Genomic DNA, 12,940 nt, shown 5'->3' with positions numbered 1-12,940 from the left:
GAACGGAGCTGCTGAGATTGACATCGTCGATCTCGGGTTCTCTACTTGAGTCCGTACAGCTCAAGTCTTGCCGTCGGCCGCTGGTCGGCAGCGAAGATCCCGTGCGGCGCATCCGTCGCAGAAAGGCAGGCACCAATGTCCCGTGTCGTCGGAATCGATCTCGGCACCACCAACTCCGCCGTCGCCGTCCTCGAGGGCGGTCAGCCCACCGTCATCGCGAACGCCGAGGGCTCCCGCACCACCCCGTCGGTCGTCGCCTTCTCCAAGCAGGGCGAGGTGCTCGTCGGCGAGGTCGCCAAGCGTCAGGCCGTCACCAACGTCGACCGCACCATCTCCTCCGTCAAGCGCCACATGGGCACCGACTGGACCCAGGAGATCGACGGCAAGAAGTACACCCCGCAGGAGATCTCGGCCCGCATCCTCGGCAAGCTCAAGAAGGACGCCGAGTCCTACCTGGGTGAGTCCGTGACCGACGCGGTGATCACCGTCCCGGCCTACTTCTCGGACTCCGAGCGTCAGGCCACCAAGGACGCCGGCACGATCGCGGGTCTGAACGTCCTGCGCATCATCAACGAGCCCACCGCCGCGGCCCTCGCCTACGGCCTCGAGAAGGGCAACGACGACGAGCAGATCCTGGTCTTCGACCTCGGCGGCGGCACCTTCGATGTCTCCCTGCTCGAGGTGAGCAAGGACGAGGAGGGCTCGACCATCCAGGTCCAGGCCACCGCCGGCGACAACCGCCTCGGCGGCGACGACTGGGACCAGAAGATCGTCGACTGGCTGATCTCGCAGGTGAAGAACAAGGCGGGCGTGGACCTGGGCAAGGACCGCATCGCCCTGCAGCGCCTCAAGGAGGCCGCCGAGCAGGCGAAGAAGGAGCTGAGCTCCTCCACCTCCACCACCATCTCCCTGCAGTACCTCTCCATGACCGAGAACGGCCCGCTGCACCTGGACGAGAAGCTGAGCCGCGCGCAGTTCGAGGACATGACCTCCGATCTGCTCGAGCGCACGAAGGCCCCCTTCCACCAGGTCATCAAGGACGCCGGGATCAAGGTCTCCGACATCGACCACGTGGTCCTCGTGGGCGGCTCGACCCGCATGCCCGCGGTGACCGAGGTCGTCAAGGAGCTCACCGGTGGCAAGGAGCCCAACAAGTCCGTGAACCCGGACGAGGTCGTCGCCGTCGGCGCCGCTCTCCAGGCCGCGGTCATCAAGGGCGAGCGCAAGGACGTCCTGCTCATGGACGTCACCCCGCTCTCCCTGGGCATCGAGACCAAGGGCGGCGTGATGACCAAGCTCATCGAGCGCAACGCGGCCATCCCGACCAAGACCTCCGAGGTCTTCTCCACCGCCGAGGACAACCAGCCCTCCGTCGCGATCCAGGTCTTCCAGGGCGAGCGCCAGTTCACCCGGGACAACAAGATGCTCGGCACCTTCGAGCTGACCGGCATCGCCCCGGCCCCGCGCGGCATGCCGCAGATCGAGGTCACCTTCGACATCGACTCCAACGGCATCGTGCACGTGACCGCGAAGGACCGCGGCACCGGCAACGAGCAGTCCATCCAGATCACCGGCGGCTCCGCCCTGTCCGACGAGGACATCGACCGCATGGTGAAGGACGCCGAGGCCCACGCCGCCGAGGACGAGGAGCGCCGCAAGAACGCCGACGCCCGCAACACCCTCGAGCAGCTCGTCTACCAGGGCGAGAAGCTGCTGAAGGACAACGAGGAGAAGATCTCCGACGGCGACAGGACGAAGGCCGAGGACGCGATCAAGGAGGCGAAGGACGAGCTGGCCAAGGAGGACGCCTCCACCGAGGACCTCGAGGCCAAGCGCGACGCGCTGAACGAGGCGCTCCAGGCCGTCGGCACCGCGATCTACTCCCAGGCCCAGGAGGGCGCCGAGGGCGCTGCCGGGGGCACCGAGGCGCCGTCGTCCGATGACGACGACGTGGTCGACGCCGAGATCGTGGACGAGGACGAGGAGAAGAAGTGATGACCGAGAACCAGAGCCACCCCGACGACGCTCAGCGCCCTGAGGGCGAGCCGCGGTTCTCCTTCACCGACAAGCGGAAGGTGAACCCGGAGGACGGCTCGGTCCGTCCCTCCGGGGACGCCCCCGCCTCCGAGGGACAGGACGCCCAGGAGCCGGTCGACCCGATCGACGCCGAGGCGGCGACGCTCTTCGAGCAGGCCGCCTCGGGCCAGGGCGGGGCCTCCGCCCCGGCCGACGCCGGACGGGTCGCCGAGCTCGAGGGCCAGGTCACCGCGCTCACCGAGCAGCTCAAGCGCGAGCAGGCCGAGTACGTCAACTCGCGCCGCCGGATCGAGGCCTCCGCCGAGGCGAGCAAGGAGGCGGCCATGGGCCGCGTCCTGGCCGCCCTGATCCCCGTGCTCGACGACGTGGAGCTGGGCCGCCAGCACGGCGACATCGCCGAGGGAACGCCCTTCCACTCGATCGCGCAGAAGCTGGATGAGATCCTCGGCTCCCACGGCCTGAAGCGCTTCGGCGCGGTGGGCGAGGAGTTCGACCCGAACCTCCACGAGGCCCTCATGCACGAGGACGCCGACGACGTCGAGACCGCCACGATCTCGCTCGTCATGCAGCCGGGCTATGCGATGAACGATCGCGTGCTGCGCCCCGCCCGTGTCGGCACGCGCGGACCCGCCTGAGAGCAGGCGCCTCCAGCACGCCGGGGCGGGGCCCGTCGGTCCCGCCGACGGGCCCCGCCCCGGCTCATTCCCCACGAACACCACGAACCCCACGAACACCACGAACCCCACGAACACCACGAACGACGCAGAAGCACCTGAGGCTCCCGGAAGGAGACGCTGATGTCCGGACAGGACTGGCTCGACAAGGACTTCTACGCGGTCCTCGGCGTCTCCAAGGACGCCGACGCGCAGGAGATCAAGAAGGCCTATCGCAAGAAGGCCCGGCAGTACCACCCCGACCGCCACCCCGACGACCCCGCGGCGGAGGAGACCTTCAAGGAGATCGGCGAGGCCTACTCGGTCCTCAACGATCCCGAGCAGCGCGAGCAGTACGACGCGATCCGCGCCATGGGCGCCGGCGGCGCCCGCTTCTCCGCCGGGCAGGGCGGCCCCGGGGCCGCCGGCTTCGAGGACATCTTCTCCTCCATGTTCGGCGGCGGCCAAGGCGCCCCAGGCGGCTACGCCGCAGGCGGCGGAGGCGGCGCGAACCCCGACCTCGACGACCTGCTGAAGATGTTCGGCGGACAGGCCGGCGGCGGCTTCGGCGGCGGGGGACCGGCCGGCTTCCAGCCCGGCCCCTCCAAGGGCCAGGACATCACGGCCCGCACGAGGATCAGCTTCCGCGACGCGGCGCTGGGCACCGAGATCCGGCTGAACGTCGACGGGAGGACCGTCACCGCCCGCATCCCCGCGGGCGTCCACGACGGGCAGAAGATCCGCCTGCGCGGCAAGGGCCGGCCCGGCCCCGGCGGCGGCCCGGCAGGAGACCTGCTGCTCACGCTGGACGTCGAGGAGCACCCCGTGTGGAGCGCCGACGGCGCGAACCTGAAGATCACGGTGCCCGTCTCCTTCGACGAGGCCGCGCTCGGCACCACCCTGTCCGTCCCGCTGCTGGACGGTGGCGCCGTGTCGGTGAAGGTCCCCGCGGGCACCCCGTCCGGCCGTACCCTGCGCGTGCGCGGCAAGGGCCTGAAGACCTCCAAGCGCACCGGCGACCTTCACGTCACCGTCCAGGTCGCAGTCCCCTCGCACGTCGAGGGGAAGGCGAAGAAGGCCGTGGAGGACCTCCGCGAGGCGCTCAAGGGCGAGGACCCGCGCGCCGGGCTCGCCGCGGCCGCCGCCGGCTGACCGGAGCCGAACGGGCCGGACGGAGGTCTCCGGCCGGTCCGTTCGGAGATCGGCGCCGCCCGCCGCCGCGCCCGTCCCGACCCGTCCATCTCCGCATCCCGGAAGGAGCTGTCCGATGGCCCCCTCGTCCCGTCTCGACGAGCGCGCGCCGGTCTTCGCCATCTCGGTCGCTGCCGAGCTCTCCGGCATGCACCCCCAGACCCTGCGCCAGTACGACCGGCTCGGCCTGGTCGTCCCGCAGCGCACCCGCGGCCGGGGACGCCGCTACAGCCCGCGCGACGTGATGCGGCTGCGGGAGATCCAGGCGCTGTCCCAGGACGAGGGGATCAACCTCGCCGGCATCAACCGGATCCTCGAGCTGCAGGACGAGGTCCAGACCCTCCAGGACCAGCTGCAGCGCGTGCGCGAGACCCTCGAGTCGATGAGCCCCGCGCAGCGCCGCGTGTTCACCGCCGACCGCGACGGGGAGATCAGCGCCCTGCGCCGCGGCGAGCGGCCCCGCCGCAGCTCCGGCAGCGGCGCGCTCGTCGTCTGGCGGCCCGGCCACCGGCGCTGACCTCGGGCCGCCGGCACCGAGCCTCCCTCGCCCGCGCCGAGCGAGCGGCCGACGACGCCGGGCCTCGGCCGGGACCCGCGCCCGGGCGGCCCGGCCTCAGCCGTCCCTCCCGGCAGCAGGCCGGTGCGGCTGCGCCCCGACCTCCTCGTACAGCGCCCCGAGCGTCCGCGCGATCTGCTGGATGTCCACGCCCTCGGCCGCCTCGCGTCCCGCCCGGCGGAGGTCGGCGAGCTCCCCGTCCAGCAGCGCAGTGAGCTTCTCCGCCACGCGCCCCGGGAAGCCGGGGCCGTCGCCCGCGACCTGGTGCGTGAGCACCCCGTCGGGCATCCCGTCGCGGTAGATCGGGATCGCGCGCACCAGCGCGGGCACCTCGCAGGCCAGCGCCTCCCACAGCACGATCCCCTCGGTCTCCTCCTTGGTGAGGAAGCAGAAGGCGTCCGCCCCGCAGTACGCCTCGCGCACCTGCTCCGCCTGCACGTAGCCGGGGAAGAGCGCGTTCGGCGGGGCGGAGGCCAGCGCCCGCTCGACGTCACGGGTGAGCATGCGGGGATCGGTGCGGCCGTACCAGACGAAGGTCACCTCCGGCAGCAGTCTCGCCACCTCCACCCAGTCGAGGATCCCCTTGCGCACCAGCTGCATCCCGACGCTGACCACCACGCGCGCCTCCGGACCGAGGCCCAGCTGCTCGCGCAGCCGCCTCCGCGCTCCCGGATCGGGGCGGAAGAAGGTCGTGTCCACGCCGTTGGAGAGCACCCGCACCGGGGCGCGCAGGCCGTACTCCGGCCGGGAGATGAGCCCGCGCGAGTACTCGCTCGGGGTGACCACGAGGTCGCCGCGGCGGTACAGGTGCGCGATCCAGCGACGGAACAGCGGCGCGACGCGGTTCGCCCCGGGGAAGGAGTCGCGGAAGTCCTCCTCGGTGGAGTGCGCCCACATCAGTACCGGCCGACGCCTCAGCCGCGCCCAGTGCGCGAGCAGCGGCGTGTCCGGGAACGGGGTGTTCAGATGCACCACGTCGAAGGGGCGCAGGGGGTTGGTGACCACCTCGTGGCCGAGTGCCCGCACGGCGGTCTCCTGATGGCGGATCGCGGCGCCGATCCCGGACTCCTTCGCCAGCGAGGCGAGGCCGTGCGGCAGCAGCACGCGCAGCGGCTCGTCGCCGCGCACCCCGCGGCGGGGAGGGCGTCCGGGCAGGACGGTGCGGGCGATGCGGTCCAGTCGGCGGCCGGCCGCCTCGAGGGGCCGACGGCGGCGCCTCGCGGCGCGGGAGCTCATGAGCATCGGGGAGTACTCCTCACCAGGGAAGGAAGCGCAGCAGCAGCGCGCTCACGCCGAGGCCGTAGGCGATCAGCGCCCACGGCTTGCACAGCAGGATGATCGCGACGTAGGTGCGCCACGTCATGCGGGTGGTGCCCGCGATGTAGCACAGCAGGTCGTCGGGCGCGACGGGCAGCGCGATGGCGAGCGCGAAGGCGCGGGTGAAGTGCGCGCTGCGCGTCCAGCCCAGGAGCTTCTCCACCGTGCGCGGACGGAACATCCGCTCGATGAGGCCCAGGCCCACGTGCCGCGCGATCAGGAAGTTCAGCAGGGAGCCCGAGCACACGGCGAGGTAGTTCAGCACGGTCCCCTCGACGGCGCCGAAGAGCACCGGCCCCGCGATCACCAGCAGGCCGCCGGGGACGATGGGGAAGACGACCGAGGCGGCGGAGACCACGAAGAAGGCGAGCGGACCCCAGGCGCCGAGCGAGTCGATGAACGCCTGCAGGTTCGTCAGCGAGCGCAGCACCCCGGCGTCGAGCCCCCAGACCACCAGCGCGATGGAGAGGCCGAGGCCGAGCAGCGGGGAGAGCCGCGCGGCGATCCGCAGCGGGTCCCGTCGGATCCCCGCCTCCCCGCCGCCGGTCCCGGAGATCCGGTCAGCGCCGGGGCGGGCCGGGGCGGCCGGGGCCTGCACCGCACCCGGGCGGGAGACGGGTGCGGGGACCGGCCGGACGGCGACGCGGCGGGCAGGGGTCGCCGGGCGCGTCGGCGCGGTGCGGACCGCCGGGATCGTCCCGGTCGTGGTGCTCATGCGGTCACGACCGGGCGCGAGATGATCCGGGCGGGCCTGCGGCGCAGGCTCTGGCGGTACACCTCGAGCACGTGCCGACCGAAGTCCTGCGCCCCGCAGGTCGCCTGCGCGTGCTCACGGGCCGCGGCCGCCATCTCCTCGCGCCGGCGCGGACCGTCCAGCAGCGTGGACAGGTGGGCGGAGAACTGCTCGGCGTCCTCGTACTGCCAGCCCGTGCGCCCCTCGACGACCACGCTCGCCAGCGACGGGTCGCGGCGGCACAGCAGCGGCAGCCCGCAGGCGAGCGCCTCGATGAAGGTCAGGCCCTGGGTCTCGCTGAGGGAGGCGCTGACGAACAGCTCGCCGATCCGGTACCAGCGCTGCACCTCGGCGGGATCCGCGACGCCCGCGAAGCGGACCCGGTCGGCGATCCCGAGCGCCCGGGCGTGCGCCTCGAGCTCGGGGCGGTAGGGTCCGTCCCCGACGAGCACGAGCACCGTGTCCGCCCGGTCCGCGGCCGCGACCATGTCGAGGACCTCCTCGAGGTTCTTCTCCTTGGCCAGGCGCGAGACGGAGACGAGAACCCGCTGCTCGGGGGAGATGCCGAGCCCGCGGCGCAGCGCCCGGACGTCCTCGTGCTCGGCCTCGCTCGCGGCGGGGCGGAAGCGCTCGAGGTCCAGGCCCGTCGGCACGACGTGCACGGGGGAGCGGACCCCGTAGCCGGTGAGGATCCGCTGGACCTTCGCGGTGGGGACCACGACGGCGTCCGTCCCCGCCAGGACCCGGCGGGAGAAGGTCTCCACGACCTTCCGGCCGACGGAGCGGCTGGGGGAGTAGTAGTGCGTGTAGTCCTCGTAGATCGTGTGGTACGTGTGCACCAGCGGCACGGCGAGGGTGCGGGCGATGCGGCGCGCCCACACATGGGTCGAGAACTCGCACTGGGAGTGGACGACGTCCGGTCGCCAGCGCAGGATCTCGCGCAGCACGCGGCGGCTGGCGGGCATGCCGATACGTGCGCGGTCGTAGACCATCGAGGCGGAGACCGAGCCGATGCGGTAGACGCCCTGCTCGCTGCGGGTGCGGATGCCCTGGGACAGCGTCAGCACCCGCACGTCGCAGCCGAGGGCGAGCAGTTCGCGGCGCAGGGTCTGGACCGAGGCGACCACCCCGTTGACCACCGGCTCCCACCAGTCCGTGGTGAGGAGCACTCGCAGGGGACGGGTCGGCTCGGCGTCCTGATAGGGGCTCGGGCGCATCCTGGTCACGTTCACCCCTCGAGGTTCGCACGTGGTCGCGCCGAGCGCCTCCGCCGAGCGGAGGAGAGGGGTCAGACCGTGGTCTGATCCTGCCTCCGACGCCTGGTCGTGCCTGGTCCTCGTGCTCATGCTCCGAGCCTATGACCGGTGCCCAGGGGCCAGAACCGGGCGCGCCCGACGCGTCGCGGAGAGTTTCCCCCTAGTGCGTCAGCCCGTCACCTGGTAACGGGCCGTGAGCGACGTGGACGCCAGCTGCTGGGTGAAGATCGCGAAGCGCGCCTGGACGTTGGCGGCCCCGTGCTCGACGCCGAGGGTCTCCGCCGGCAGGGCGTGGATCGAGAACTGGTAGCGGTGCGGGGCGCCGGCGGGCGGCTCCGGCCCGTCGTAGCCGACGTTCCCGAAGTCGTTCACGGCCTGGCGGATCGGCGAGCCGGCGTCCTCGCGGGCCACGCCCTGCGGCAGCGACGTGGCGGCGGCGGGGATGTCCCAGGCGACCCAGTGCCAGAACCCGGAGCCCGTCGGGGCGTCCGGGTCGTAGCAGGTGATCGCGAAGGACCGCGTCCCCTCGGGAGCGTCGCTCCATGCGAGATCGGGGGAGAGGTTCTGCCCGCCGAGGGCCTCGACGAGCTGCGGCGGGGCGACCACCGTCCCGTCCGGCGTGGCGGAGGAGGTCAGGCTGAAGGTCTCGTCGGATTCGGTGACGTTCTCGCTCATGCCGATCAGCCTAGGCAGGGCGCGCGGAGAAGTCGACCGGGCCGCGCCGGTCTCCCGTTCCTCAGAAGCCGTCGGCCGACGGGCGGGGGTAGTGCTGGAGGAACTTCTTGACCTGGTTCATCTTCGCGGCGAGCACGTAGAAGCGGCGCCTCGCGCCCTCGACCCCGTAGGCGAGCGGGTGCACGGTGCGGCGCTTCCCGATCTCCCGCACCCGGGTGCGCAGGTCCGGGTCGATGATGTAGCGGCGCAGCAGCGGCCACGGCACGATCGAGTAGAGGATCTCCTCGCGCGGCACCAGCCGCTCCATCTCGCGCTGCTCGACGAGATCCGCCACCACGGGCAGCGCGACGTTCGCCCCGGCCGCGGTCATGTAGTAGTTGTTCCGGCCGATGCGAGGGTTGACCTCGAAGAACTTCCCGACCCCGTCGCGGGGGTCGATCTTCACGTCGAAGTTGGCGTAGCCGCGGTACCCGGAGTGGTGCAGGAAGCGCACCGACTGCTCGAACACCTCCGGCAGGTCGGTCGTGAACATCGCCGCCGGGTTCCCCAGCGCGCCCGGGGTGTGCTCCTCGAGCAGCACCTGCGCCCCGCCGAGCAGGGTGACCCGGCCCTGGGTGTCGACATAGGCGGTCACCGACAGCATCGAGGTGTCGTCGCCGGGGATCATCTCCTGGACCACGAAGCGGTCCTGGTAGCCGGCCGCCGTGAGGCGGCCGACGAGGTCGAGCAGCTGCGCGCGGTCCGCGATCTCGAAGACCTTCCGCTTGCCGGGGAAGGAGACGGCGTTGTACGCGGAGGAGCGGGAGGCCTTGGCGACCACGGGCCAGCCGAGGTCCAGCTCCGGCACCTCCGGCGCCGTGCCGCCCTCGAAGTCGAGCACGACGGTGCGCGGGGTGGCCACGCCGATCTCGGAGCACATCTGGGAGAAGGTCGCCTTGTCCGCGACGGCCTCGAGCACGTCGTCGTCCAACAGCGGCAGGTGGAAGAGCTCGCCGAGCTCGTCCCGGTGCGCGGCCAGCAGCGCGACCAGGAAGTCCGCGTTCGCCAGCAGCACCGGGCGGGTGCCACCGGGGCGGGCGGCCTTCTCGCGCCCCACCTGCAGCAGCGCCGCGACCATGTCATCCTCGGAGGCGGCCATGCCGAGCTCCACGGTGGTCAGGATCGAGGAGTCCGCGACGGGGCCGGCGACCTTCCGGGTCACGACCGTCGAGGTGATCCCGTACTTCTCGTGGAAGGCGCGGGCCAGGGCGTAGATGCCGATGTCGCCGCCGAGCAGCACCAGGTCCACCTCGGGGGTCGACACGGCGGTGTAGGGGCGGGGCGGGGTGTCGGGCATCAGAGGGGTCCTTGTCGGTCGTGCGCGGTGCGGGAGAGGTCGTGCGGGGGAGCGAGGAGCGCCGGGGCGGGACGCTCAGAAGCCGGTGTCGGTGGGGCGCGGGTACACGGCGCGGTACTTGCGCACGAAGTTCAGGCCGGAGACGACCGAGTAGGAGCGCATCCACAGGCCCTCAGGACGGTACCGGAAGGGGTTGCGCAGCCCGCGCCGCGCCACACCTCGGACGTGCTCGCGCAGGGCGGGATCGCGCACATAGGAGAGCACGAGCCGCAGCGGCAGGATCGTGTAGAGGATCGGCCGGGTGACGCGCACCTGGGCGATGTCGCGTCCGTGCACCCGGTCCTCGACCACGTGCCGCGCCACCGGCTCGCCCGCGGCGGTGACGTAGTAGTTGTTCCGGCCGATGCGGGGGTTGATCTCGAAGAAGCACTCCCGGCCGGTGCGCGGGTCGACCTTCACGTCGAAGTTCGCGAAGCCCACGTAGTCCACATGGTCCAGGAAGCGCTCCGCGGCGGCGGTGAGGCTCGGGAAGTCGCCGGTGACCATCGCGGCGGGCCGGCCGAGCGCCTCGGGGGTGTGCTCGCCCAGCAGCACCTGCGCCGCGCACAGCAGCGTCACCCTCCCGCGGCTGGAGCGGTAGGCGGTGATCGAGCGCTGCGCGGTGTCGTCCCCCTCGATCAGCTCCTGGAACAGGAAGCGCCCGGTGAAGCCGGCCTCCCGCAGGGACCGCACGAGGGCCCGCTGCTCCTCGGCGGACTCGAGGAAGAACACCTTCTTCTTCCCGGGGAAGTCGACGTGGTGGTACTCGGCGGTGTTCGCGGCCTTGCCGACCACGGGATAGGACCAGGGCAGCTCCTCGTGCCCGTTCCAGTCCGGCTCCCCGGCCCGGGAGAAGTCGACGATGACGGTGGGGACCGTGTCGATGCCGAGCTCATCGCAGATCTCCGCGAACTCGGCCTTGTCCGCCAGGCGCGACAGCAGCTGGGCGTCGACCTGCGCGAGCAGGTAGTGCGGCTCCAGATCGGCGCGGAAGCGATCGATCAGCTCGATGAGGGAGTCCGCGTTGGTCAGCAGCAGCGCCGGCCGGCCGGCCGGGCGCTGGGCGGCCAGGTCGATCAGCGCATCGCGCAGGTCCTCGTCGCTCGCGTCGGCGCCGAGGGTGACGAGGTCCGTCGTGACCGTGCGCTCGTTCATCGCCACCGGGGTGCGCACCACGGTGGTGCAGCGCATCCCGTACTGGGCGTGGAAGGCGATGGTGAGGTTCAGTGAGTTCAGGCCGGCGCCGAGGACGACGACGTCGAACCCGGGATCGACCGGGGCGGAGGGCGAGCGCATGAGCGCGATCCTAGCGGGGAGGCGGGCTCCCGCCGCGCAGGGACGGGCCCTGCGCGGCCGGACGTGAGCACCGCGACTCACCGGCGATCCGCCGGCGGCGCCAGTGCTGCTCCTCCCCGGCGCAGCGGCGGCTCAGCGCCGACGCAGCCACACGGCGGCGTCGGCCGGGAGCCGGCCGGGCACGGGCTCGGCGGAGCCGACCAGCACCTCCGCGTCCGCGAGGTCGAGGCCGTCCGGTCCGGCGGGCAGGGGCAGCTCCTGCTCCGAGGTGTTCACCAGCACCACCACCTCGCCGCGCACCAGGCCCAGCAGGCCCTCGGGCAGGTCCTCGAGGAACTCCACCGGGGCGTCCGAGCGGCCCAGGCCGTGCTCCCTGCGCAGCGCGATCGCGGCGCGGTACATCTCCAGCGTCGACCCGGGCACGCCCTCCTGCGCATCCGCCGCCAGCGCCCCGAACTCCTCCGGCTGCGGCAGCCAGCTCTCGCCGGTGGGGGAGAAGCCGTACGCCGGGGCGTCCGCCCGCCAGGGCAGTGGCACGCGGCAGCCGTCGCGGCCGGGCACCCCGGCCCGAAGATGGGCGGGGTCCTCGCGCAGCGCGTCGGGGATCTCCGCGACCTCCGGCAGGCCCAGCTCCTCGCCCTGGTACAGGTAGGCGGCGCCCGGCAGGGACAGCATCAGCAGCGTCGCCGCGCGGGCGCGGGCCAGGCCCAGCGCCGCGTCCGGCGTCTCCTCGCGGCCCAGCCCCTCGCCGAAGCGGTAGCCGGGCGGGAAGCCGTAGCGGGTGGCGTGCCGGATCACGTCGTGGTTGGACAGCACCCAGGTGGTGGGCGCGCCCACGGCATCGGCCAGGGCCAGCGGCTTCTCGATCGCCGCCCGCATCGTCTCCACGCCCCAGGTGGCCTGGAGGAACCCGAAGTTGAAGGACTGGTGCGCCTCTTCGGGGCCGATGTACAGCGGCAGCCGGTGCTCGGGGATCCAGGCCTCCAGCACCATCATCCGCTCACCCTCGTAGGAGTCCAGGATCGGCCGCCACTCGCGGTAGATCTCCAGCACCCCGTCGTTGTCGAAGTAGATCGGCACCTCTCCCTCGGGGATGTCCAGCAGCCCCTCGGCGTTGACGGCGGCGTCCGGCAGCCCCTCGGGCTTGACCATCCCGTGGGCGACATCCACGCGGAACCCGTCGGCCCCGCGATCCAGCCAGAACCGCAGCACATCCCGGAACAGGGCGTGCACGCGCGGGTTCTTCCAGTTCCAGTCCGGCTGGGAGGTGTCGAAGATGTGCAGGTACCACTGCCCGGGATTGCCGTCGGCCTCGGTGACGCGTGTCCAGGCCTCGCCGTGGAAGATCGAGGTCCAGTTGTTCGGCGGCAGCTCGCCGTGCTCCCCCCGGCCGTCGGCGAACACGTACATGTCCCGCTCGGGGGAGCCGGGCCCGGCCGCCAGCGCCTGCTGGAACAGTTCGTGCTCGCTCGAGGAGTGGTTGGGGACGATGTCCACGACCACCTTCAGGCCCATCGCATGGGCGGAGGCGATGAGCTCGTCGGCATCGGCGAGGGAGCCGAAGCGCGGGTCCACGTCGCAGTAGTCGGCCACGTCGTAGCCGCCGTCGCGCTGCGGGGAGGTGTAGAAGGGCGAGAGCCAGAGGGCGTCCACGCCGAGCTCGCGCAGGTAGGGCAGGCGGGAGGCGACGCCGGGCAGGTCGCCCATGCCGTCGCCGTCCGCATCGGCGAAGGAGCGGGGATACACCTGGTAGACCACGGCGTCGCGCCACCATTCGGGGGCGCCGGCCTCCGGCTGCGCGGTCGCGGGGGCGGGCGAGGTGGTGGTGGTCATGGTGTCCTTCCGATGGGG

At 72.3% G+C, this 12,940-nt stretch carries 11 protein-coding genes; 4 read left to right on the top strand and 7 right to left on the bottom strand.

Features of this window, described 5'->3' with window-relative positions; genetic code table 11:
* The first annotated feature begins 135 nt into the window (after positions 1-135).
* The 4 genes from dnaK (at position 136) to Y09_RS15780 (ending at position 4,398) form a co-directional block, all read left to right on the top strand.
* Positions 136-1,995, top strand: a complete 1,860-nt coding sequence (gene dnaK / locus Y09_RS15795; protein WP_053918825.1) for a molecular chaperone DnaK — start codon at positions 136-138, stop codon at positions 1,993-1,995.
* Positions 1,995-2,672, top strand: a complete 678-nt coding sequence (locus Y09_RS15790) for a nucleotide exchange factor GrpE (RefSeq protein ID WP_053918824.1) — start codon at positions 1,995-1,997, stop codon at positions 2,670-2,672. Before dnaK ends, Y09_RS15790 begins: the two co-directional genes overlap by 1 nt.
* A 162-nt stretch (positions 2,673-2,834) precedes the next feature.
* The gene (locus Y09_RS15785) at positions 2,835-3,842 is read left to right on the top strand and encodes a DnaJ C-terminal domain-containing protein (RefSeq protein ID WP_053918823.1); all 1,008 of its coding nucleotides are present in this window, start codon (positions 2,835-2,837) and stop codon (positions 3,840-3,842) included.
* A gap of 115 nt (positions 3,843-3,957) precedes the next feature.
* Positions 3,958-4,398, top strand: a complete 441-nt coding sequence (locus tag Y09_RS15780) for a heat shock protein transcriptional repressor HspR (protein ID WP_053918822.1) — start codon at positions 3,958-3,960, stop codon at positions 4,396-4,398.
* Between the two features lie 96 nt (positions 4,399-4,494).
* On the opposite strand, the gene Y09_RS15775 is transcribed toward Y09_RS15780, so the two are convergent.
* From Y09_RS15775 to Y09_RS15745, 7 genes are all read right to left on the bottom strand, one after another.
* Positions 4,495-5,679: a glycosyltransferase gene (locus tag Y09_RS15775; protein WP_053918821.1), complete on the bottom strand. Its 1,185-nt coding sequence runs from the start codon at positions 5,677-5,679 to the stop codon at positions 4,495-4,497.
* Between the two features lie 13 nt (positions 5,680-5,692).
* Positions 5,693-6,469: a TVP38/TMEM64 family protein gene (locus Y09_RS15770; RefSeq protein ID WP_053918820.1), complete on the bottom strand. Its 777-nt coding sequence runs from the start codon at positions 6,467-6,469 to the stop codon at positions 5,693-5,695.
* On the bottom strand, positions 6,466-7,704 hold the full coding sequence (locus Y09_RS15765; RefSeq protein ID WP_053918819.1) for a glycosyltransferase: 1,239 nt from the start codon (positions 7,702-7,704) through the stop codon (positions 6,466-6,468). Before Y09_RS15765 ends, Y09_RS15770 begins: the two co-directional genes overlap by 4 nt.
* A gap of 207 nt (positions 7,705-7,911) precedes the next feature.
* A complete protein-coding gene (locus Y09_RS15760) occupies positions 7,912-8,418 on the bottom strand; it encodes a YbhB/YbcL family Raf kinase inhibitor-like protein (RefSeq protein ID WP_053918818.1) in 507 nt (168 codons plus the stop codon).
* A 61-nt stretch (positions 8,419-8,479) separates the two neighbouring features.
* Complete coding sequence (locus tag Y09_RS15755) at positions 8,480-9,754, bottom strand: carboxylate--amine ligase (RefSeq protein ID WP_053918817.1); 1,275 nt, start codon at positions 9,752-9,754, stop codon at positions 8,480-8,482.
* A 75-nt stretch (positions 9,755-9,829) separates the two neighbouring features.
* A complete protein-coding gene (locus tag Y09_RS15750) occupies positions 9,830-11,089 on the bottom strand; it encodes a carboxylate--amine ligase (RefSeq protein ID WP_053918816.1) in 1,260 nt (419 codons plus the stop codon).
* A gap of 132 nt (positions 11,090-11,221) precedes the next feature.
* Positions 11,222-12,922, bottom strand: a complete 1,701-nt coding sequence (locus Y09_RS15745) for an alpha-amylase family glycosyl hydrolase (protein WP_053918815.1) — start codon at positions 12,920-12,922, stop codon at positions 11,222-11,224.
* Between the last annotated feature and the right edge of the window lie 18 nt (positions 12,923-12,940).

The organism is Brachybacterium sp. SW0106-09 (genome assembly GCF_001293905.1).
Lineage (GTDB): Bacteria > Actinomycetota > Actinomycetes > Actinomycetales > Dermabacteraceae > Brachybacterium > Brachybacterium conglomeratum.
The sequence above is the reverse complement of the archived record's forward strand: the minus strand, read 5'-3'. Positions and strand labels throughout refer to the sequence as shown.

What these genes read in the sequence shown, in the direction of transcription:
- Y09_RS15770 (WP_053918820.1), bottom strand. Translation starts at nt 6,469, where the DNA reads ATGAGCACCACGACCGGGACGATCCCGGCGGTCCGCACCGCGCCGACG.
- Y09_RS15785 (WP_053918823.1), top strand. Translation starts at nt 2,835, where the DNA reads ATGTCCGGACAGGACTGGCTCGACAAGGACTTCTACGCGGTCCTCGGC.
- Y09_RS15755 (WP_053918817.1), bottom strand. Translation starts at nt 9,754, where the DNA reads ATGCCCGACACCCCGCCCCGCCCCTACACCGCCGTGTCGACCCCCGAG.
- Y09_RS15750 (WP_053918816.1), bottom strand. Translation starts at nt 11,089, where the DNA reads ATGCGCTCGCCCTCCGCCCCGGTCGATCCCGGGTTCGACGTCGTCGTC.
- Y09_RS15765 (WP_053918819.1), bottom strand. Translation starts at nt 7,704, where the DNA reads ATGCGCCCGAGCCCCTATCAGGACGCCGAGCCGACCCGTCCCCTGCGA.
- Y09_RS15745 (WP_053918815.1), bottom strand. Translation starts at nt 12,922, where the DNA reads ATGACCACCACCACCTCGCCCGCCCCCGCGACCGCGCAGCCGGAGGCC.
- Y09_RS15790 (WP_053918824.1), top strand. Translation starts at nt 1,995, where the DNA reads ATGACCGAGAACCAGAGCCACCCCGACGACGCTCAGCGCCCTGAGGGC.
- Y09_RS15775 (WP_053918821.1), bottom strand. Translation starts at nt 5,679, where the DNA reads ATGCTCATGAGCTCCCGCGCCGCGAGGCGCCGCCGTCGGCCCCTCGAG.
- Y09_RS15780 (WP_053918822.1), top strand. Translation starts at nt 3,958, where the DNA reads ATGGCCCCCTCGTCCCGTCTCGACGAGCGCGCGCCGGTCTTCGCCATC.
- Y09_RS15760 (WP_053918818.1), bottom strand. Translation starts at nt 8,418, where the DNA reads ATGAGCGAGAACGTCACCGAATCCGACGAGACCTTCAGCCTGACCTCC.
- dnaK (WP_053918825.1), top strand. Translation starts at nt 136, where the DNA reads ATGTCCCGTGTCGTCGGAATCGATCTCGGCACCACCAACTCCGCCGTC.